This is a genomic window from Actinomadura sp. KC06 (genome assembly GCF_004348735.1).
GTDB lineage: Bacteria > Actinomycetota > Actinomycetes > Streptosporangiales > Streptosporangiaceae > Spirillospora.
Genome location: NZ_SMKT01000158.1, coordinates 1 through 20421 on the forward strand (window position 1 = coordinate 1; position 20421 = coordinate 20421).

Sequence of the window (20421 nt, forward strand, 5' to 3'; positions counted from 1 at the left end):
GGGTGAGCCTTATCGATGAGCTGCCCTCTGGTAACGACACCGACGCCGATTCGCTGTTCGAGGCGTTCGAACGGTGGGTGTCGGGGCGCGGGATCACGCTGTATCCCGCGCAGGAGGAGGCGCTCATCGAGGTCGTGTCGGGCGCGAACGTGATCCTGTCGACGCCGACCGGGTCGGGGAAGAGCCTGGTGGCGGCGGGGGCGCTGTTCGCGGGGCTCGGCAAGGACCAGGTCGGGTTCTACACGGCGCCGATCAAGGCGCTGGTGTCGGAGAAGTTCTTCGACCTGTGCGAGATGTTCGGCCGGGACAACGTCGGCATGATGACCGGCGACGCGAGCGTGAACGCGGACGCGCCGATCGTCTGCTGCACGGCGGAGGTGCTGGCCAACATCGCGCTGCGCGACGGCGCCCAGGCCGATATCGGCGTCGTGGTCATGGACGAGTTCCACTTCTACGCCGAGCCCGAGCGGGGATGGGCGTGGCAGATCCCGCTGCTGGAGCTGCCGCAGGCCCAGTTCCTGCTGATGTCGGCCACGCTGGGCGACGTCTCGTTCTTCCAGAAGGACCTGGCCAGGCGGACGGGGCGGCCGACCGCGCTGGTGACGTCGGCCGAGCGGCCCGTCCCGCTGATCTACGACTACCGGGTGACGCCGCTGCACGAGACGATCGAGGAGCTGCTGGCCGAGCAGAAGGCGCCGGTGTATCTGGTGCATTTCACGCAGGCGGCGGCGATCGAGCGGGCGCAGTCGCTGATGAGCATCAACGTGTGCACGAAGGCGGAGAAGGCGCGGATCGCGGAGCTGATCGGGAACTTCCGGTTCACGACGAAGTTCGGGCGGAACCTGTCGCGGTTCGTCCGGCACGGGATCGGGGTGCACCACGCGGGGATGCTGCCCAAGTACCGGCGGCTGGTGGAGCGGCTCGCGCAGGCGGGGCTGCTGAAGGTCATCTGCGGGACGGACACGCTGGGCGTGGGCGTCAACGTCCCGATCAGGACCGTGGTGTTCACCGCGCTCAGCAAGTACGACGGGCACCGGGTGCGGCGGCTCCGCGCGAGGGAGTTCCATCAGATCGCGGGGAGAGCCGGGCGCGCCGGGTTCGACACCGTCGGGTTCGTCGTCGCGCAGGCGCCCGAGCACGTGGTGGAGAACGAGAAGGCCCTGGCCAAGGCCGGCGACGACCCGAAGAAGCGGCGGAAGGTGCAGCGCAAGAAGCCGCCCGAGGGGTTCGTCGGGTGGGACGAGGACGTCTTCAAGAAGCTGCAGGAGGCCGAGCCGGAGATGCTCCGGTCCCGGTTCCAGGTCAGCCACGCGATGCTGCTGTCGGTGATCGCCCGTCCGGGCAACGCGTTCCAGGCGATGAAGCGGCTGCTGACCGACAACCACGAGGAGCCCGCGGCACGAAGAAGGCACATCTCGCGGGCGATCGCGATCTACCGGTCGCTGCTGGCGGGCGGTGTCGTGGAGGTGCTGCCGGAGCCCGACGACATGGGACGGCACGCGCGCATCACCGTCGACCTGCAGGAGGACTTCGCGCTCAACCAGGCGTTGTCGACGTTCGCGCTGGCAGCGTTCGAGGTCCTGGACCCGTCGTCGCCGTCGTACGCGCTGGACGTCCTGTCGGTGATCGAGGCGACGCTGGAGGATCCGCGGCAGATCCTCGCGGCGCAGGTCAACAAGGCGAAGGGCGAGGCCGTCCAGGAGATGAAGGCGGAGGGCATCGAGTACGAGGAGCGGATGGAGCTGCTCCAGGACGTCGACCACCCGAAGCCGCTGGAGGACGAGCTCGACGCCGCGTACGAGATCTACCGGGCCGGGCACCCGTGGGTCGGCGACCATCCGCTGCGCCCCAAGTCGGTGGTGCGCGACATGTACGAGCGGGCGATGACGTTCACCGAGTACATCGGGTACTACGAGCTGGCGCGGGGCGAGGGGCTCGTCCTGCGGTACCTGTCGGGGGCGTACAAGGCGCTGCAGCAGACCGTCCCGGAGTCGATCAAGACCGATGACCTGATCGACCTGATCGAGTGGCTGGGCGAGCTGGTGCGGCAGGTCGACTCCAGCCTGCTGGACGAGTGGGAGCAGCTCGCCAACCCGCAGGACGACGACCTGGACGAGCCGATCGAGGAGCGCGTCACGAAGGTCACCGCGAACGCGCGGGCGTTCCGGGTGCTCGTCCGCAACGCCCTGTTCCGGCGGGTGGAGCTGGCGGCGCTGGAGCGGTACGCGGAGCTGGGCGAGTTCGATCCGGACTTCGGCGCCGCCGCCTGGCAGGAGGCGATGGAGGGCTACTTCGCCGAGCACGACGAGCTGTTCACCGGCCCGGACGCGCGGGGCCCGAAGCTGCTGCAGATCGAAGAGGTCCCCGAGGACGCGCTGTGGCGCGTCCGGCAGGTGTTCGACGACCCCGAGGGCCACCACGACTGGGGCATCAGCGCAGAGGTGGACCTGGCGGGGTCCGACCAGGCGGGCGAGGCCGTCATCCGGGTGACCGGCGTCGACCGGCTCTGACACGAAAACGCGGGAGGGAATGAGCATGGTGCACGTCGCGGTGGCGCAGTTCGCGCCCGGCGTCGACAAGGACGAGAACCTGGCGGCGATCCGCAAGCTCGCCGGCGAAGCGGCCGGACGCGGCGCGCACGTCGTCGTGTTCCCCGAGTTCGCCATGTTCACGGCGCCGAAGCTGGACGAGCGGTTCCTCGACTCGGCCGAGCCGCTCGACGGCCCGTTCGCCGCGGGCCTCGCCGAGCTGGCCGGGCGGCTCGGCGTCCACGTCGTCGCGGGCATGAACGAGCGGCTGGACGAGCCCGGCCGCATCTCCAACACCCTCCTGGCCATCGGCCCCGGCGGCGACGTCGTCGCCGAGTACCGCAAGATCCACCTGTACGACGCGTTCGGCTACAAGGAGTCGGCGCTGGTCCGGCCCGGCGAGCCCGGGAACCCGGAGACGTTCGCCGTCGAGGGCGTGACGTTCGGCATGCAGACCTGCTACGATGTCCGGTTCCCCGAGGTGACGCGGCGGATCGTGGACGCGGGCGCCGACGTGCTCGCGCTGCCCGCCGACTGGGTGCCGGGCCCGCTGAAGGAGGACCACTGGCGGACGCTCGTCCGGGCCCGCGCGATCGAGAACACCATCTACGTGGCCGCCGCCGGGCAATGCGCCCCGACCGGCGCCGGCAACAGCATGATCGTGGATCCGATGGGCGTGGTGACGGCCGGGCTCGGGGAGGGCACGGGCGTCGCGTCCGCCGAGGTGTCGCAGGAACGGGTCGCGTCCGTCCGGGAGAAGAACCCGGCGCTCAGCCTCCGCCGCTTCACGGTCACCCTGGGAGAGCCCGCACGCGAGTAGGGGCGTCAGGGTGCGCCGATGACCTTGCCGGGGTTGAAGATGCCCGCCGGGTCCAGGGCGTCCTTGACCGCGTGGTGCATGGCGATGACGGCCGGGGACACTTCGTCGCGCAGGCCGCGGCGCTTGAGCAGCCCGATGCCGTGCTCGCCGGAGACGGTGCCGCCGAGCGCGATCGCGTCGGCGATGATCTCGTCGAACGCGCGCTGGGCGCGGACGCGGGCGGCGTCGTCGCCGGTCGGGGTGACGATGAGCGGGTGCAGGTTCCCGTCGCCCGCGTGCGCGACGTTCGCGATGTGGACGTCGTTGCGGGCGGCGGTCGCCTCGACGCGGGTGAGCATCTCCGGGAGGAGGCCGCGCGGGACGCACACGTCCTCGGTCAGGAGGGTGCCGAGGCGTTCGAGCGCCTGGTGGCTGAGCTTGCGGGCGGAGAAGAGCGCCTCGGCCTCGGCCTCGTCGGACGACCGGGCGCTCCACGTCGCGCCCGCCTCGTCGAACAGCCGGACCATCGCGTCGGCCTCCGCGTCCCCCGCCTCGCCCGGCGCGTCGGTGCGGCCGAGGAGCAGGACGTTCGCGTCCGCCGACAGGCCCATCTGACGCCACGCGTCGACGGCCTCCAGGACGTGCCGGTCCATCAGCTCCAGCGCGCTCGGGACTACCCCGGACGCGATGATCATGCCGACCGCCGCGCCCGCCGCCCGCAGCGTGTCGAAATAGCCGACGACGGTGCGCTCGGGGGAGCGGGCGCCGCGCAGCCGGACGGTCACCTCGGTGATCACCCCGAGCGTCCCCTCGGAGCCGACCATGAGCCCGCACAGGTCGTATCCGGCGACGCCCTTGGCGGTGCGGCGGCCGAGCCGGACGACCTCGCCGCGTCCGACGACCGCCTCCACCGCGAGGACGTAGTCGCGGGTCACGCCGTACTTGACGCAGCACAGGCCGCCCGCGTTGGTGGCGACGTTCCCGCCGATCGTCGACCACGGCGCGCTCGACGGGTCAGGCGGATACCAGAGGCCCTGCTCGGCGCAGGCGTTGCGCAGCGCGTCGTTCACCACGCCCGCCTGGACGACGGCGAGCCGCTCCTCGGCGTTGATCTCGACGATGGCGTCCATCGCCTCCAGGGACAGCAGCACGCACCCGTCGAGCGCGTTCGCGCCGCCGGACACGCCCGTGCCCGCGCCGCGCGGGACGAGCGGGACGCCGCGCTCCGCGCAGGCCGCCACGACGTTCCGCACGTCGCCGGTGGATCCGGCGCGGACGAGGGCGGCGGGCGTCCCGTAGGGGGCCCAGGCCGCCTCGTCGTGGGTGTAGGAGGAGATCACGTCCGGGTCGGTGACGATCCGGTCGGCGGGGACGGTGCCGCGCAGCGTGTCCAGGAGATCCGACATGCCCCATAAGTAATCACACGCGTCCCCAAATGATCGCACGTGCGGCGGCATCAGGCCGCCCGGGACGCGGTCAGCCGCTCGACATGGGCGCGCAGGGCCGGGACGTCCACCCCGGCCTCGGCGGTGAGCCGCACCGACAGGAACCCGTCGTCGTGCAGGAGGCCGAGCAGGATGTGCCCCTCGTGGATCGCCTTCTGCTTGAGCCGGATCGCGTGCCGCAGGCTCAGCTCCAGGGCCTTCTTGGCCTTCGGCGTGAAGGGCACGTGGCCCTTGGGGCCGCGGCATTCGCGCGGGGGAAGGTCCAGGGCGCCGGGACCGAAGGTCCGCTCGGTCGCCTCGCGGACGGCGTCCAGGTCGATGCCGAGGATGCTCAGCGCCTCGGGGTCGAGCGGGTCCTCGCTCATCCGGACGATCCGGGCCCTGATCCCGGACGCGTCCAGCCCGTGCTCGGCCGCCGCCCGCGTGATGTCGCCGCCGCCGTTGAGGAGGGCGAGCAGGAGGTGCTCGGTGCCGATGTGATGGTGCCGCAGCTCCCGCGCCTCCGCCTGGGCGTCGACGACGACCCTCCGCGCGCCGTCGGTGAAACGCTCGAACATCGCGCTAGTCCTCCTTCCTGAGAATGCGGCGCTTGCCGCCGTGCTTCTTGTGGACGGCCTGCCGGCTCACGCCGAGGCAGACCGCGATGTCCTGCCAGGACCACCCCTGGTCGCGGGCGCTGGCGACCTGCAGGGCCTCCAGCCGCTCGGCCAGCTCGCGCAGCGCCCGGACGGCCCGCAGCCCGACCGAGGGATCCCGGCTGCTCGCCTCCCGGGCGAGCGTCACTCCATCGCTCATGGCGTCAATGTAGGTTGACATCTGCCGCCGTGTCAACCGATGTTGACGCCAGCGCGGGGATCAGCGGACGGCCAGGAGCGTCGTCAGGAGGTCGTCGAGGATGATCAGCCCCGTGACGCGTCCGTCGGGGGCCACGGCGAGGCCGAGGTGGCTGTGGTGGCCCTTCAGGACGGCGACCGCCTCGCCGACCGGAGTCCCGATCGGCACCGTGGGGACCGGATGCGCCATCTCGCTGGCCGCCGTCCGGCGGCCCCTCGCACGGGCCAGGTAGGCGTCGCGGACGTGCACCATGAGCGGCTCGGCGCCCCCGTCCCGCAGCATGATCCGGAGATGGCCGGTGCGGGCGGCGGTGTCGATGACCTCCTGCGGCGTGGCCGCGGCCGGGACCGACACGATCCGGGAGACGGGCACGACGAGCCCGGCCAGCGAGGTGCGCGGCGCGTCCAGCGCGGCGGTGAGCAGGGACAGCTCGGACTCCTCGATCAGCCCGAGGCGCCGCGAGTCCTGCGCGATGCTGCGCAGCTGCTCCGGCGTCCGCGACACCTCCCGCGCGTCGGCCGGCTCGATGCGGATCATGCGCAGCAGCAGGTTCGTCGTGCCGTTCAGCGCGGCCAGCAGCGGCCGGACGACGGTCGCGAACGCGCGGAACGGCAGCCCCAGGATGGTCGCCGAGCGCTCCGGGGCGGTGATCGCCCACGACTTCGGCGCCATCTCCCCGACGACCATGTGCAGGAACGTGACGAGCGCCAGGGCCAGGACGAACGCGACCGCGTGCGCGGCCCCGTCCGGCAGGCCCGCGGCGTGGATCGGCGGCGTGAGCGTCGCCGCGAACACCGGCTCGGAGACCAGGCCGAGGCCGAGCGAGCACATCGTGATGCCGAGCTGCGCCCCGGCCAGGGTCAGCGACAGCTCGTCGATCCCGGCGATCGCGGCCGCCGCGGCCCGGCCGCCCCGCGCCGCGGCCCGTTCCAGGCGGGGCCGCCGCGCCGCCACGAGCGCGAACTCGGTGGCGACGAAGAAGCCGTTGCCGATCAGCAGCGCGAGGGTGACGACCGCGCCCAGCGCGAGGCTCACCGGTTCTCCTCCCGGTCGTCGATCACGGCGCGGACGCGGATCAGCTCGGGCACGTGCCGGCGGACGGTCAGGACCTCGATGAACGCGGTGCGGGCCGGCTCGTCCAGGCGGGTGGGCGGCAGGTCGACGGTGACGACGTCGCCGGGGCGGGCGACCCGGCCGAGCCGCTTCAGCAGCAGGCCCGCGACGGTCTCGTAGTCGCCCTCGGGCAGCGCGATGCCGGTCTCGTGGGCGACCTCGTCCATGCGGAGGCCGGCGTCGGTCGTCCACCACTCGCCGGATCTGATGGCCAGGTCCTCGCCGGGCTCGTTCTCGTCGGCGATCTCCCCGACCAGCTCCTCGGCGACGTCCTCCCAGGTCACCAGGCCGGCGAAGCCGCCGTACTCGTCCATCACGCAGGCCATCGGCGCGGCGGCGGCGCGCAGCCGGGTCAGCACGTCCGGCAGCGGCAGCGAGGACGGCAGCAGCAGCGGCGCCCTGGCGATGTCGCGGACGGCGGTGCGCTCCGCCTCGTCCGGGCCGAGCAGGATCAGCTCCTCCAGCCCGACGACGCCGACGAGGTCGTCGACGCTCTCGCCCACGACGGGATAGCGGGAGTGCCCGGTGGCGGAGATCACGTCGCTCAGCTCGGCGGCCCGCGCGGTCGCCGGGACGGTCACCACGTCCACCCGCGGGACCATGACCTCCTCGGCGTCCCGCTCGGAGAACACCAGCGCCCGCTCCAGCAGGTCGGCGTGCCCCGCCTGCAGCTTCTCGCCGGACTCGCCGATGATGTGCCCGAGCTCCTGCAGCGTCGCGCCGTGGTGCAGCTCCTCCACCGGCTCGATCCCGGCCGCGCGGACGAGCCGGTTCGCCGCCGCGTCGAACAGCCTGATCAGCGGGCCCGCCACCGCCAGGTAGACGAGCGTGGACGCGGCGAGCACCCGCGCCATCGGCTCCGCCCTGACCAGCGCCAGGTTCTTCGGGAACAGCTCGCCCAGGATCATCTGGACCACGGTGGCGAGGCCGAACCCGAGCGCCACCGCGACCCCGCCGGACGCCGCGTCCGGCACCCCGCCCGCCCGCAGCGCCGGGTCGATCAGGTCGGCCAGCGCGGGCTTGGCGATGAACCCGACGACGAGCGCGGTGACCGTGATGCCGAGCTGCGCGCCGGACAGCATGAACGACAGCCGCCGCATCACCCGCACCGCCCGCGCGGACGCCCGGTCGCCGTCCGCGGCCCGCTGGTCGAGCAGCGCCCGGTCGGCGGTGACGAACGCGAACTCCTGAGCCACGAAGTAGCCCGTCGCGGCCGTCAGCACGAGGACGGCCAGCAGCCCGAGCGCGGCGTTCAACCGGTCTCCCTCCGTCGCGCGGCACGTGCAAGATCCCCTTACCCGCCCGGCGGGCTTCTCCCCACACAGAGCCTTTGGACGGTTATCGACCGCTCTGTGTGGAATGAACGTTCAGACGAGGAGGGGCCGCGGCCACGAGTTCGAGAGGGGCGCCCATGCCCAGACCGTTCGCGTCGTCCGCAGATCTGGGCGACAAGACGCAGACGCTGGAAGTCCTGGCCGACGGAGTTTACGCGCTCACCGCCGAGGGCGACCCGAACGTCGGGGCCGTCGAGGGGGCGGACTTCCTCGTCTGCTTCGAGGCGCTCGCGACACCGGCCGCGGCCCGCGACTGGCTCGCCGTCCTGCGCGCGCACACCGACAAGCCGATCCGCTACCTGGTGCTGTCGCACTACCACGCCGTCCGGACCCTCGGCGCGAGCGCGTTCGGCGCCCCGGTGATCATCGCGCACGACCTGACCCGCGCGCTGATCGCCGAGCGAGGCAAGGAGGACTGGGAGTCGGAGTACGGCCGGATGCCCCGGCTGTTCAAGGACCCGGACGGCATCCCCGGCCTCACCTGGCCGACCGTGACGTTCTCCCGCACGCTCACCATCGACCTCGGCGGCGATCGCGGCGACCTCGACCTGGCGTACTGCGGGCGCGGCCACACCGAGGGCGACCTCGTCGCCTGGCTGCCCCGGCACCGGATCCTGTTCGCGGGCGACCTCGTCGAGACGCAGGCCGCGCTCTACACCGGCGACGCGTTCCACCGCGACTGGGCGTCCGGCACGCTCGACCACGTCGCCTCCTTCGGCGCCGAGACGCTCGTCGGCGGGCGCGGCGCCGTCGCCCACGGCCGGGACGCCGCCGACGCCGCCATCGGGCAGACCCGCGACTTCCTGGACACGATGATGCGCGAGACGAGCAAGGTCCGGGTGCGCGGCGGGACGCTCAAGGACGCGTTCGGCGCCGTCCACGCCGCGCTCGAGCCCGCCTACGGCCGCTGGCCGATCTTCGAGCACTGCCTCCCGTTCGACGTCGCCCGCCTCTGGGACGAGCTGGACGGCGTCGAACGCCCCCGCATCTGGACCGCCGACCGCGACCGCGAAGTCTGGTCCCGCCTGCAGGACTAAGGGCCGCCTGCGGGACTTACCGGGCAAGGACGGTCTGACGCTCACGTCAAGGACCGATGTCCGGATCTCGTGACAATCTGGAGAGAGCCGATCCCGCGTGAAAGGGTCGGAACCAGCCCCGGCACCCGACACGTGCGGGGGGCGCCCCCCTCGCACCCGCCGGTTCGCTTCGCTCGACACACAGGTTTCCCTGACGCGGTGGGGAGTGCCGATGAAAGAGGAAAGCCGCCCCCGTCCGGTGTTCGACCCCGGTATCCCCGACGACGACCGCGCCGTCCTCGCCGCCGCCCCCGAGCGGCTCGTCGCGGCGTGCATGCCGGAGCCGCCGCGCCCGCGGCTCCGCCCCGCCACCGTCGCGGCGCGGCTGGTGTGGATCCCGGCGTTCGCGTTCTTCTACGGCGTCCTGCCCGGCGGCTGGCTCCGGGTCTTCTTCCTCGCCTCCCTCGACGGGGACGAGCTCGTCGGCGGCGCGGCGCGCTGGGGACGGCTGCCCGTCGCCGCGATGATGCTCACCCCGGCCCTGCAGGTCCTCCTGCTGCTGCTGGGCCAGACCGAGGCCGCCGCCGTCCTCGCGGCGGTGAGCTTCACCGCGTGGGCCGCCGGGGCGCTGCGGCACGTCCGCGAACCGGCCGCCGCCCGCGCCGCCCGCGAGCACCACGGCTCCTACCTGCTGCCGGGCGACTTCGACCGGCCCGCCGCGCGGCTCCTCATCCGCGCCCAGCGGGCCATCGACGCCGTCCTCGGGTCGCAGACGCACGGCGCCGGGCTGCTGGACGACGTCAACAACGCGGTCGTCCTGCCGCGGCAGGAATGGGCGATCGCGGCCGCGCTCGCCGAGCACACGCGGCTGCGCCGGGAGCGCCGCGCCCAGCAGCCCGAGCGGCTCTCCCCGCCGGTCCGGGCCATGCTCGAACCGCAGGACCGGGCACTGCGGCTGTCGGTCCGCTCGGTCACCCGGCGGATCGAGGCGCTGGAGGCGTACGCGCGCCGGGCGGACGAGGCCGACGACGCCTACCACGAGTCGCTGGTGCTGCAGGACCTGCCCGAGCAGAACGCCCGCTACCGGGAACTGCTCGCGAACACCGTCGGGGACGAGATGGCGGGCGCGGAGATCCGCGGCATGGCCGAGGACGCGCACCGCGCGGAGCGGGCGCTGCGCGAGCGCGTCACGAGCGCCCTGCGCGCCGGCCACGAGCTGAGGCTCCCCGCCGAGTAAGGGCCTGCCGCAGGGGCTGAGCGCCCATTGTGTTGTCCCGCACCATTCCCGGCGAATACGGTCCGGAAAAGGCGATTTGCCCGTTGCGCACGCAAGGGCCGGGGTGCTGGATATCCACCACCCCGGCCCCACGGTGCGTGCCGAAACGATGCCCGGCGACGCGGCGGCCGCGCTAGTGCGCGGCCTCGTACTGCTCGATCACATTGGCGGGGATACGGCCCCGCTCATTGACCTTGATGCCGCGGCTCTTCGCCCACTCGCGAATCTCGGCGGAACGTTCGCGGCTGCCCGCGGTCCGCGCGGCGCGGCCGCCGCGACCGGCGGGCTTGCGCGCCTTGCGGGCGCCGGCCACGAACGGCTCCAGACCGTTGCGCAGCTTGCTGGCGTTCTTCTTGCTCAGGTCGATCTCGTATGCGGTGCCATCGAGGGAAAAGCTGACGGTCTCGTCAGCCTCTCCGCCGTCGATGTCATCCACGAGAAGGACTTCGACCTTCTGTGCCATGCGGGGACTCCCTCTTGCTATGCGTCCGGCCTCGCGTCCGGATGTGCGTCGATGAATGCAGCATAGACCTCATCCGATATCTTGCCACGTTCAGAGACTTCGATGTTACTTCGCAATGCCCACTCGCGGACATCGCCGTTCGTGTAGCCCTTGATCTTCGCGGTGCGGGACTTGCGGCCCTTCCCGGCGGGCTTCACCTCGGCGGCGTTCTCGATGAAGGGCGCGAGCGCGTCCAGCATCTCGTTCAGCCGCTTGAAGTTGTCGTCGCTCAAGTCGATCGTGAACGTCCGGCCCAGGACTTCGAAGTCCCGCTTTGCGACATCGGCTCCTTCGGAGCCGTCGATGTCGTCCACCCGAATGACCTTCTCGGCCATGTAGTCAGTGTTCCTTCCCCTCGCCTGCGCGGCGCCCCCGACCGTAGCGGATCAAGGGACCGGGCACGTCGCCGGGACGCGCCGGAGGAGGCGGAACGCCCGGAAGGCGGACGCGCGTGTCGGGTCGGCGCGCCTCGCCTAAGTTCCGGTCAAAGGGTGCATGTCCGGTGGATCGGGGGGTAGCGGGCACAACCAGTGGGCCAATTCGCCGCGAAGGAGTTGAAACATGGTCAATCCCGCCGACCGGGAGGACCGGAAGCAGGAGCAGCTGGAGCGCCGGCGGGTGAGCCCGGAAGACACGAGGCTCACCACGGATCAGGGAATCAGGGTCGACGACACCGACAACTCGCTGTCGGCGGGCGAACGCGGCCCGTCCCTGATGGACGACTTCCACCTCCGTGAGAAAATCACCCATTTCGACCATGAGCGGATCCCGGAACGGGTCGTGCACGCGCGCGGCGCGGGCGCCTACGGCCATTTTCGGCTGCACGAGTCGCTCGCCGCCTACACCACCGCCGAATTCCTGTGCGACACGTCGCTGACGACGCCGGTTTTCGTGCGGTTCTCGACGGTCGCGGGATCGCGCGGTTCGGCCGACACCGTCCGGGACGTCCGCGGCTTCGCGACGAAGTTCTACACGCGGCAGGGCAACTTCGACCTCGTCGGGAACAACATGCCCGTTTTCTTCATCCAGGACGGCATCAAGTTCCCCGACTTCGTGCACGCGGTGAAGCCCGAGCCGCCGAACGAGATCCCGCAGGCGTCGTCCGCGCACGACACCCTCTGGGACTTCGTGCAACTGCAGCCCGAGACCATGCACATGATGATGTGGCTGATGTCGGACCGGGCGCTTCCGCGCAGTTTCGCGATGATGCAGGGATTCGGCGTCCACACGTTCCGGCTCGTGAACGCCGAGGGCCGTCCGACGTTCGTGAAGTTCCACTGGAAGCCGCGGCTCGGCACCCACTCGCTCGCGTGGGACGAGACCCAGAAGATCGCCGGGAAGGACCCGGACTTCAACCGCCGCGACCTGTGGGACCGGATCGAGGCCGGCGACTTCCCCGAGTACGAGTTCGGCGTGCAGCTCGTCCCGGCCGAGGACGAGCACCGGTTCGGCTTCGACCTGCTCGACCCGACCAAGATCATCCCGGAGGAGGAGGTGCCGGTGCGGCCGGTCGGCACGCTGACCCTGGACCGCAACCCCGACAACTTCTTCGCCGAGACCGAGCAGGTCGCCTTCCACATCGCCAACGTCGTGCCCGGCATCGACTTCACCAACGACCCGCTGCTGCAGGCGCGGCTGTTCTCCTACCTGGACACGCAGCTGATCCGGCTCGGCGGGCCGAACTTCCCGCAGCTGCCCGTCAACCGGCCGGTCGCCGAGGTGCGCAACCACCACCGCGACGGCTACCACCAGACCGACGTCCACCAGGGGCAGGCGAGCTACCACAAGAACTCGCTGTCGGGCGGCTGCCCGGCGGTCGGCGGCGAGGGCTCGTTCACGCACTACCAGGAGCGGGTGGACGGCGCCAAGATCCGCAAGCGGAGCGAGAGCTTCGCCGACCACTACTCGCAGGCGACGCTGTTCTGGAACAGCATGGCGGACTGGGAGAAGGAGCACATCGTCGGCGCGTTCCGCTTCGAGCTGGGCAAATGCGAGCACAAGCACATCCGGGAGGGCGTCGTGGAGCGGCTCAACCACGTCGACCACGAGCTGGCCGTCCAGGTCGCGGACGGCGTCGGGGTGGAGCCGCCGAAGGCGCCCATGTCGGCCAACCACGGGCGCGGCTCGCCCGCGCTGAGCCAGGCGAACGCGCCGGGCTCCGTCCAGGGCCGCAAGATCGCGATCCTGGCGGCGGACGGCGTCGACTCGGCCGCCGTGGCCGCGGTCGGGGACGCGCTCAAGGACGCCGGCGCGGTCTGCGAGATCCTCGCCGCGAAGGACGGGTTCGTCCAGGCCGCCAACGGGGGCCAGGTCGAGGTCACGCGCGCGATGCCGACCGTGGCGTCCGTCCTGTACGACGCGGTGCTCGTGCCCGGCGGCGAGGAGAGCGTGCGGACGCTCGCGGGGGACGGCGACGCCGTTCATTTCGTCGCGGAGGCGTTCGTTCACTGCAAGGCGATCGGCGCCCTCGACGCGGGCATCGGGCTGCTGGAGCGTGCCGGTATCACAGGCGTTCAGTTCGCCGACAGCGGCACGGTGAGCGACACCGGGGTCGTCACGGGCCGAGGGCCGGGTGGCGGCTTCTCCGCCAAGCTGATCGACGCGGTCAAGGCGCACCGGCACTGGACGCGCGACAAGGCGCACGTGCCCGCCTGACCCGCCTGCCCGTCCGGACCCGGGGAGCCGGGGAGAAGGGGCCCGGTGCGGCGGACGCTCACGCGAGCCGCCGCGCCGGGCCCCGCCGCGTCCGGACCTGCCGCGTGGCCGTATACTGCCAATTAATTGTGGGCAACGTCACAGCGCGAGCGGTTTTCGGCACGCTTGAACAATAATTTGAAAATATACCTTGTACAACCGGTGGGCTAAAAACCGCCAGGGATACCGGGGAAACGTTCGCCGATCGGTCCCGGCGCGGCCGGTGACGTGCGCGCTCGGCCCGGGCGCCCGCCGGACCGCTCGTAGCAAGTGGTCGCTGACATGCGCTTTCCGGGCCCGGCGGCTCCGGCGCGGCGAGCGTCCGGACGGCGCCGTGTTGCCGGTCTGGGCAGCCCCACCCGGCCCGGACTGCCCAGCAGTGCAGTTCAGCCGTACGCATTTCTGTAGCAAGATAATGGCCGTCCGGCCGCTTATCCGCCCGCCCCGATAAGGGCGTCCGGCGCCGTTTTCGGGTGCGTGCCGGCAAGCGCCCGAGACCGAAATGCAGGAGCGTGCGGCGGTTCTCCCTCGTGATCGCCGCCGTACCGCCGGCGCCCCCGCACACCCCGCAGCTCAGAGGAGTGGACACACGTGTACGAAGGACTGTTCGGCAAAGCCGCCCAGGAGCGGGCGATCGCCGAGGTCGAGGCGGAGATGGCGCGGCTGTGCGAGCTGCTCGCCGAGGGCCTGGGAATGGGCCTGGACGCGGGCCGGGAGATGGTCGGCGGCGCCATGTCGGGGTTCCTCGCGGAGTTCTTCGACCTCCTCCCGGGCAAGGGCGCGGGACCTGGCATGGACGTCGCGATCACCCTGCCGCTGCTGGTGCACGGCGTGGAGACCGGGGAGCCCGGCCCGGCCCGTCCGATCGCGGTGATCCATCTGCTGTGGTGGGCGGCGGCGCGGCGGCTCGACGACCTCGGCAATGACCTCAGCGGTGCCCCGGGCGGGCAGGCGCTCACCGCGCTGGCCGTGGGCGGTCACCTGCCCGCGCGGCTCGTCGCCGACCTGCCCGTCACCGGCGCGGTCCGCGCCGCGCTCCACGACGAGCTGTCGCGGGCATGGCTGGACGCCGTGGACGCCCGGCTCCGCGACCTGGCCGAGGAGCCGTCGGCGGCGACCCCCGAGTCGGTGCTGCGCCGGTACGAGGGCCGGACAGGCGCGCCCTACGGGATGGCGGCCGCGTCGGCCGCGCGCCTGGCCGGAGCGGGCCCCCGGTGCGCCGGCTGGCGCGCGTTCGGCCGGACGCTCGGCGTGCTGCGCATGCTCGCCGACGACCAGCGCGACCTCGCGTCCGGGCGCTGCGAGCACCTCGCCGCGGGGACGGCGACGTACCTGCTCGCCCACCTGCTGGACTCGCTCCCGGCGCGGCGGCGGGAGGAGGTGCTCGACCTGTTCGCCGCCGCCCGCGTTCCGGGAGCGGGAACGGGCCAGGGGTCGGCGCGGGCGGAGCTGGCCGCGCGGATGCTGGACGACGACGTCCTCGACTCCTACGCCGCGGCCGTCGCTCCCCTGGTCGAGCGGGCGCACAGCCTCGTGGACGTTCTCGGCGGCGACCCGGGCTGCGTCCGGGAACTGCACGGGCTGGTCGACGAGACCGCCGGCGGCACGCCCGGGTTCCGCCTGGCCGTGGCGTGAGGGGAGGACCGGCGATGACCGTTCCCGGCGGACTCCCGAACATCCTCACGGCGCAGCGCCCGCGGCTCGACGCGGCGATCGGCGAGGCCCTGCACGGCCATCCCGCCTACCTGCCGCTCAGGCGCGCGGCGGGCCCGATGTTCGGGGGGCGCGGCGAGACCACCGCGCGGCTGCTCGCCCTCGTCCTCGCGGGCGACCCCATGCCGGCGGGCGACCTGGCCCGGTTCCGCGACCTCGGCATGCTGGCGGCGCGGCAGGCGATCCCGCTGCCGGTGCTGTCGGAGGCGTGGGATCTGGCGCTCGCCGCGGCGGCGCGGACGTGCTGGGCGATCGTGCCCGCGGGCCGCTTCGCCGAGATGGCCGAGTTCACGGCGCGGGCCGCACGGCTCGCTGACCGGGCCCGGGAGGCGTGCATCAGGGGTTACGCCGAGGCGCCCTGCGAGGGGACGCGGTCGCGCCCGCTGCGCCGCCTGCTCGCCGAGACGCTGATCGACGGCGCGCCCGCGGGCGTCATCGCCGACGCGGCGGACGTCCGGCTGGCGCCCGCGTACCTCGTCCTGCGCTGCGAGGCGCCCGCGGCGGCGGCCTCGCACTGGGAGCGGGCGAGCGAGCTTCTGGAGACGTGGGACGGCGTCCTGTACTCGGGCGACCTCGCCGGGCTCGCCGTGCTGTTCCCGGCCGGCGACCCGCTGCGCGCCGAGGATCTGGCGGGCGAGTTCACGGCCCGGCTCGCCTCCTGGACGCACGGCCCCGTGCACGCCGCAGCGTCCCTGCACAGCGGCCTCACCGGCATTCCCGCCGCGGTGCGGGAGGCCGCGCAGGTCCTGACGGTCGTCAAGGCCATCCCGGACGCCGAGGACCGCCCCTACCGGGCCGACGAGCTGCTGGTGGAGCTGGCGATCCTCGGCCAGCCCGCGATCCGCAGGCGGCTGGCCGCCGTCCTGTCGCCGCTGGACGCCGGCACCGACCTGCGGCGGACGCTGGAGGTCCTGCTCGCCTGCAACCTCGACCGGGAGCGCGCCGCGCGGGAGCTGTGGATCCACCGCCGCACCCTGCACTACCGCCTGGACCGCATCAAGGACCTGTCGGGCATCGACCCGAGCTCGGCGCGGGGCATCCAGCTGTTCCGCGCGGCGCTGACGTCGGCGCGCCTGACCCGCCTGGAACGCGAAGGGCACCGCGCCGAGGAGGCCTCACTGCCGCCGCCGGGCGCCCCACCGGATGTCAGGCGAGCCCCAGCTCACGTTTGACGGCCTCGAACTCGACCGCCATCGCCTCGGACAGCGCGCGGGCGCCCGACAGCGGCCGGACCATGACGCAGAACTCGTCGATCAGCCCGTCGTCGTCATGGTGCAGGAAGTCGCAGCCGTGGACCTCCAGGTCGCCGACCCGCGCCTTGAAGACCAGCGCGTGGTCGCGGCCGCCGCCGATCTCACGGACGTAGCGGAAGTCGGTGAGCACCCGGGTCACCGCGCGCAGGATCGCCGAGACCGCCGCCCGTCCCCGGTACGGCGCGTACGCGACCGGGCTGAGGAACGTGACGTCCTCGGCCAGCAGCGCCGGGAGGGCCGCGAGGTCGCCCTCCTCGACGGCCGCGCGGAACGGGTGCATCGGGCCACCTCCATGCTCGCCCGGGGGAGTCGCGGGCAAGCCTAGAGGGAGCGGGCCCGGTCCGCGATCATCGCCGGTGGCACGGGCCGGGCGGTGGCGGCGGCCCCGCGCCGGTCAGGCGGCGGGCCTGCGCGGGTCGGGCCGCGGGTTTGCGACAGTCAGGCGGTCGGCTCGGGCTGCAGCAGCACCTTGATCGCGCCGTCCTGCTTCTTCTGGAAGATCTCGTAGGCGAGCGGCGCCTTCTCCAGCGGCCAGCGGTGCGTCGCGAGGTCCATCACGCCGAGCGGGTCGGCGTCGCCGGAGACCAGCGGCAGCAGGTCGCCGATCCACTTCTTGACGTGCGCCTGACCCATGCGGAGCCCGATGCCCTTGTCGAACATCCGCATCATCGGCAGCGGGTCCGTCATGCCGCCGTAGACGCCGATGACGGAGATCGTCCCGCCGCGCCGGACGATCTCGATCGCGGTCGTGAGCGCGGCGAGCCGGTCCACGCCGACGCGCGACATCAGCGGCGCGGCCGAGTTGCCCGGCATCAGCCCGGTGAGCGTCTGCGCGAACTTGGCGCCGGGCGAGCCGTGCGCCTCCATCCCGACCGCTTCGATCACCGAGTCGGGGCCGCGGCCGCCGGTGATCTGCCGGACCGCGTCCGGGACGTCGTCGGCGTCGTCCGCGTCGATCACCTCGACGCCGTGCCGACGCGCCATCTCCAGCCGCTCCGGCACGAAGTCGATCGCGATCACCCGGTGGCCGCGGTGGCGGGCGATGCGGGACGCCATCTGCCCGATCGGCCCGAGGCCGAGGACCGCGACCGTCCCGCCGTCCGGGATCTCGGCCCACTCGACGGCCTGCCACGCGGTCGGCAGCACGTCGGACAGGTACACGAACCGCTCGTCCGGCGGGCCCTCCGGCACCTTGATCGGCCCGAAGTGGGCCTGCGGCACGCGGAGGTACTCGGCCTGCCCGCCCGGCACCTGCCCGTACAGCTTGGTGTAGCCGAACAGCGCGGCACCGGTGCCCTGGTCGCGGACCTGCGTCGTCTCGCACTGGGCGTACAGCTGCATCCCGCACATGTGGCAGCGGCCGCACGAGATGTTGAACGGGATGACCACGCGGTCGCCGGGCTTGACATGGGTGACGTCGGGGCCGGTCTCCTCGACGATCCCCATCGGCTCGTGGCCGAGGACGTCGCCCTCGCTCAGGAACGGCCCGAGCACCTCGTACAGGTGCAGGTCCGAGCCGCAGATCCCGGACGAGGTCACCCTGATGATCGCGTCGTCCGGCTCCTTGAGCTCCGGGTCGGGCACCTCCTCGACGCGGACGTCGCGCTTGCCGTGCCAGGTGACAGCCTTCATCGTGTCCCTCCAAGAACCTGAGACCCCGCCCTGTCAGCCGCCCTACCCGGCGGTCCCGCGCAAAACGTCGTCAGCGGGCGTAGGTGCCGACGAGGGACGCGGACGCGAGCACGTTGTCGTCCTTCAGGTACGCGCGCAGGTCGTCCGCCGAGAACCCGGACGTCAGGCCGGACGGGTTCCGCAGCGCGTACAGGGTGAAGACGTAGCGGTGCGGCGGGTCGCCCACGGGCGGCTGCGGCCCGCCGTAGCCGTTGTCGCCGTAGTCGTTGCGGCCGCGGGCGATACGCGGGCGCTCCTCGCCCGCCGCGAGGCCGTCGCGCTCGGGCGGGATCCCGCCGAGCATCCAGTGCACGAACGTGCCGCCGGGCGCGTCCGGGTCCACGCACGTCAGGACGAGCTCCAGGCACGCGGCCGGAACCCCCGACCAGCGCAGCTCGGGGGAGAGATCACCCGACTCGTGCGAGTACGTCGGCGGGATCGGACCGTGGTCGGCGAACGCGGGGCTCCGCAGCGAGATCTCCTCCATGCCGCCGTCCTGCCCGGTGGCCGCGTTTGAAACGGGGCCGCGTTTGAAACGGGCTCGCGCGGCAAGTGCCCCGGTGGGTGCGGAGGCGGAGGGGAGGCGCGCCGGATGACGGCCGTGCAGGGCAGGGACGACACCAGCGTCGCCGACGCGCTCGCGCGGCACCGCAAGGGCACGAGGATCAGCCACGTCCTGGCGACGACCGACCACAAGATGGTCGGCTACCTGTACCTGACGACCTCGTTCGCGATGTTCCTGATCGCCGGGCTGATGGCGATGCTGATGCGGGCCGAGCTGCTGGAGCCCGGCAAGCAGGTGATGGGCAACCAGCAGTACAACGAGCTGTTCACCATCCACGGCACGATCATGATGCTGCTGTTCGCGACCCCGCTGTTCCTCGGGTTCGCGAACGTGATCGTCCCGCTGCAGATCGGCGCGCCGGACGTGGCGTTCCCGCGGCTGAACGCGCTCACCTACTACCTGTTCCTGTTCGGCTCGCTGATCGTCCTCGCCGGGTTCCTGATGCCGGGCGGCGCGGCGGCCTTCGGCTGGTTCGCCTACGCGCCGCTGACGTCCGAGACCTTCTCGCCCGGCCGCGGCGCCGACCTGTGGATCATGGGTCTGATCATCTCCGGGGTCGGCACGACGCTGACCGCGGTCAACCTGATCACCACGATCATCGGGATGCGCGCCCCCGGCATGGTGATGTTCCGGATGCCGATCTTCTGCTGGAACACGCTGCTCACCGGCCTGATGGTGATCATCGCGTTCCCGGTGCTGGCCGCCGCGCTGTTCGCGCTGGAGGCCGACCGCAGGCTCGGCGCGCACATCTACGACGGCGCGCACGGCGGCGGGCTGCTGTGGCAGCACCTGTTCTGGTTCTTCGGCCATCCCGAGGTCTACATCGTGGCGCTGCCCTTCTTCGGCATCATCACCGAGATCCTCCCGGTGTTCGCGCGCAAGCCGCTGTTCGGCTACCTCGGCATGGTCGGCGCCACCATCGCGATCACCGGGCTGTCCATGACGGTGTGGGCGCACCACATGTTCGCCACCGGCCAGGTCCTGCTGCCGTTCTTCTCGATCACCTCGTTCATGATCGCCGTCCCGACCGGCATCAAGTTCTTCAACTGGGTCGGGACGCTGTGGAAGGGGCACCTGACGTTCGAGACGCCGATGCTGTTCGCGCTGGGGTTCCTGACGACGTTCCTGTTCGGCGGGCTGACCGGCGTGATCCTGGCGTCCCCGGCGCTGGACTTCCACCTCACCGACTCGTTCTTCGTCATCGGGCACCTGCACTACGTCCTGTTCGGGACCGTCGTGTTCGCCATGTTCGGCGGGTTCTACTTCTGGTGGCCGAAGATGACCGGCCGGATGCTGGACGAGACCTGGGGCAAGATCCACTTCTGGACGCTGTTCGCGGGGTTCCACACGACGTTCCTCGTCCAGCACTGGCTCGGCGCGGAGGGCATGCCGCGCCGCTACGCAGACTACCCCGACCAGTTCGCGACGCTGAACTTCATCTCGTCGGTCGGGTCGTTCGTGCTGGGGGCGTCGACGTTCGCGTTCCTGTGGAACGTGCTGCGCACCTGGCGGCGGGGCGAGAAGGTCGGCGTGGACGACCCGTGGGGGACCGGCGGCTCGCTGGAATGGGCGACGTCCTGCCCGCCGCCGCGGCACAACTTCACGTCGATGCCGCGGATCCGCTCGATCCGTCCCGCGTTCGACCTGCGCTTCCCGCCGAAGGAGCCGCCCCAGGAGG

At 72.1% G+C, this 20421-nt stretch carries 18 protein-coding genes; 8 read left to right on the forward strand and 10 right to left on the reverse strand.

Translation table 11 applies throughout. The features are described 5' to 3' along the window. Positions 1 to 2 precede the first annotated feature (2 nt). Positions 3 to 2510, forward strand: coding sequence for a DEAD/DEAH box helicase (locus tag E1287_RS34265; RefSeq protein WP_131969432.1), 2508 nt, complete (start codon positions 3 to 5; stop codon positions 2508 to 2510). A gap of 25 nt (positions 2511 to 2535) precedes the next feature. Next, positions 2536 to 3348: a carbon-nitrogen hydrolase family protein gene (locus tag E1287_RS34270; RefSeq protein WP_131969449.1), complete on the forward strand. Its 813-nt coding sequence runs from the start codon at positions 2536 to 2538 to the stop codon at positions 3346 to 3348. A 5-nt stretch (positions 3349 to 3353) separates the two neighbouring features. Here E1287_RS34270 and E1287_RS34275 read toward each other — a convergent pair whose 3' ends face one another. From E1287_RS34275 to E1287_RS34295, 5 genes are read right to left on the reverse strand one after another with little or no spacing between them, the layout of a single operon-like run. Next, the gene (locus E1287_RS34275) at positions 3354 to 4733 is read right to left on the reverse strand and encodes an FAD-linked oxidase C-terminal domain-containing protein (protein ID WP_131969433.1); all 1380 of its coding nucleotides are present in this window, start codon (positions 4731 to 4733) and stop codon (positions 3354 to 3356) included. A gap of 50 nt (positions 4734 to 4783) precedes the next feature. Next, on the reverse strand, positions 4784 to 5329 hold the full coding sequence (locus E1287_RS34280; RefSeq protein WP_131969434.1) for a Clp protease N-terminal domain-containing protein: 546 nt from the start codon (positions 5327 to 5329) through the stop codon (positions 4784 to 4786). 4 nt (positions 5330 to 5333) lie between these two features. Beyond that, positions 5334 to 5567 carry a helix-turn-helix domain-containing protein gene (locus E1287_RS34285; RefSeq protein ID WP_131969435.1) on the reverse strand — a complete coding sequence of 78 codons (234 nt, stop codon included), beginning with the start codon at positions 5565 to 5567 and terminating at the stop codon, positions 5334 to 5336. Between the two features lie 60 nt (positions 5568 to 5627). Continuing rightward, positions 5628 to 6641 (reverse strand): CNNM domain-containing protein, encoded by a 1014-nt coding sequence (locus tag E1287_RS34290; RefSeq protein ID WP_131969436.1) that lies wholly within the window; start codon positions 6639 to 6641, stop codon positions 5628 to 5630. Further along, entirely contained in the window at positions 6638 to 7975 is a 1338-nt protein-coding gene (locus E1287_RS34295; protein WP_131969437.1) for a hemolysin family protein, read from the reverse strand. Before E1287_RS34295 ends, E1287_RS34290 begins: the two co-directional genes overlap by 4 nt. A gap of 155 nt (positions 7976 to 8130) precedes the next feature. Here E1287_RS34295 and E1287_RS34300 point away from each other — a divergent pair, with 155 nt between their 5' ends. Both E1287_RS34300 and E1287_RS34305 read left to right on the forward strand, forming a co-directional pair. Next, positions 8131 to 9090, forward strand: a complete 960-nt coding sequence (locus E1287_RS34300; RefSeq protein WP_131969438.1) for an MBL fold metallo-hydrolase — start codon at positions 8131 to 8133, stop codon at positions 9088 to 9090. 211 nt (positions 9091 to 9301) lie between these two features. After that, complete coding sequence (locus E1287_RS34305; RefSeq protein WP_131969439.1) at positions 9302 to 10306, forward strand: hypothetical protein; 1005 nt, start codon at positions 9302 to 9304, stop codon at positions 10304 to 10306. A 172-nt stretch (positions 10307 to 10478) separates the two neighbouring features. Here E1287_RS34305 and E1287_RS34310 read toward each other — a convergent pair whose 3' ends face one another. Together E1287_RS34310 and E1287_RS34315 are read right to left on the reverse strand one after the other, a co-directional pair. After that, on the reverse strand, positions 10479 to 10808 hold the full coding sequence (locus tag E1287_RS34310) for an Lsr2 family protein (protein ID WP_131969440.1): 330 nt from the start codon (positions 10806 to 10808) through the stop codon (positions 10479 to 10481). A gap of 17 nt (positions 10809 to 10825) precedes the next feature. Continuing rightward, a complete protein-coding gene (locus E1287_RS34315) occupies positions 10826 to 11182 on the reverse strand; it encodes an Lsr2 family protein (protein ID WP_131969441.1) in 357 nt (118 codons plus the stop codon). A gap of 226 nt (positions 11183 to 11408) precedes the next feature. Here E1287_RS34315 and E1287_RS34320 point away from each other — a divergent pair, with 226 nt between their 5' ends. The 3 genes from E1287_RS34320 to E1287_RS34330 all read left to right on the forward strand — a co-directional run bounded on the left by E1287_RS34320 (position 11409) and on the right by E1287_RS34330 (position 16426). Further along, entirely contained in the window at positions 11409 to 13502 is a 2094-nt protein-coding gene (locus tag E1287_RS34320; protein WP_131969442.1) for a catalase, read from the forward strand. A 630-nt stretch (positions 13503 to 14132) separates the two neighbouring features. Beyond that, the gene (locus E1287_RS34325; RefSeq protein WP_131969443.1) at positions 14133 to 15176 is read left to right on the forward strand and encodes a hypothetical protein; all 1044 of its coding nucleotides are present in this window, start codon (positions 14133 to 14135) and stop codon (positions 15174 to 15176) included. Between the two features lie 14 nt (positions 15177 to 15190). Continuing rightward, the gene (locus E1287_RS34330) at positions 15191 to 16426 is read left to right on the forward strand and encodes a helix-turn-helix domain-containing protein (RefSeq protein ID WP_131969444.1); all 1236 of its coding nucleotides are present in this window, start codon (positions 15191 to 15193) and stop codon (positions 16424 to 16426) included. On the opposite strand, the gene E1287_RS34335 is transcribed toward E1287_RS34330, so the two are convergent. The 3 genes from E1287_RS34335 to E1287_RS34345 form a co-directional block, all read right to left on the reverse strand. After that, on the reverse strand, positions 16401 to 16787 hold the full coding sequence (locus E1287_RS34335; protein WP_131969445.1) for a nuclear transport factor 2 family protein: 387 nt from the start codon (positions 16785 to 16787) through the stop codon (positions 16401 to 16403). The genes E1287_RS34330 and E1287_RS34335 overlap by 26 nt on opposite strands. 158 nt (positions 16788 to 16945) lie before the next feature. Further along, on the reverse strand, positions 16946 to 18139 hold the full coding sequence (locus tag E1287_RS34340) for a zinc-dependent alcohol dehydrogenase (protein WP_131969446.1): 1194 nt from the start codon (positions 18137 to 18139) through the stop codon (positions 16946 to 16948). Positions 18140 to 18209: 70 nt separating this feature from the next. Continuing rightward, a complete protein-coding gene (locus tag E1287_RS34345) occupies positions 18210 to 18665 on the reverse strand; it encodes a YbhB/YbcL family Raf kinase inhibitor-like protein (protein WP_131969447.1) in 456 nt (151 codons plus the stop codon). A 105-nt stretch (positions 18666 to 18770) separates the two neighbouring features. Between E1287_RS34345 and ctaD the strand changes: the two genes are divergently transcribed. Then, positions 18771 to 20421: cytochrome c oxidase subunit I (gene ctaD, locus E1287_RS34350; RefSeq protein WP_131969448.1), on the forward strand; the 1651-nt coding region annotated here is incomplete at its 3' end.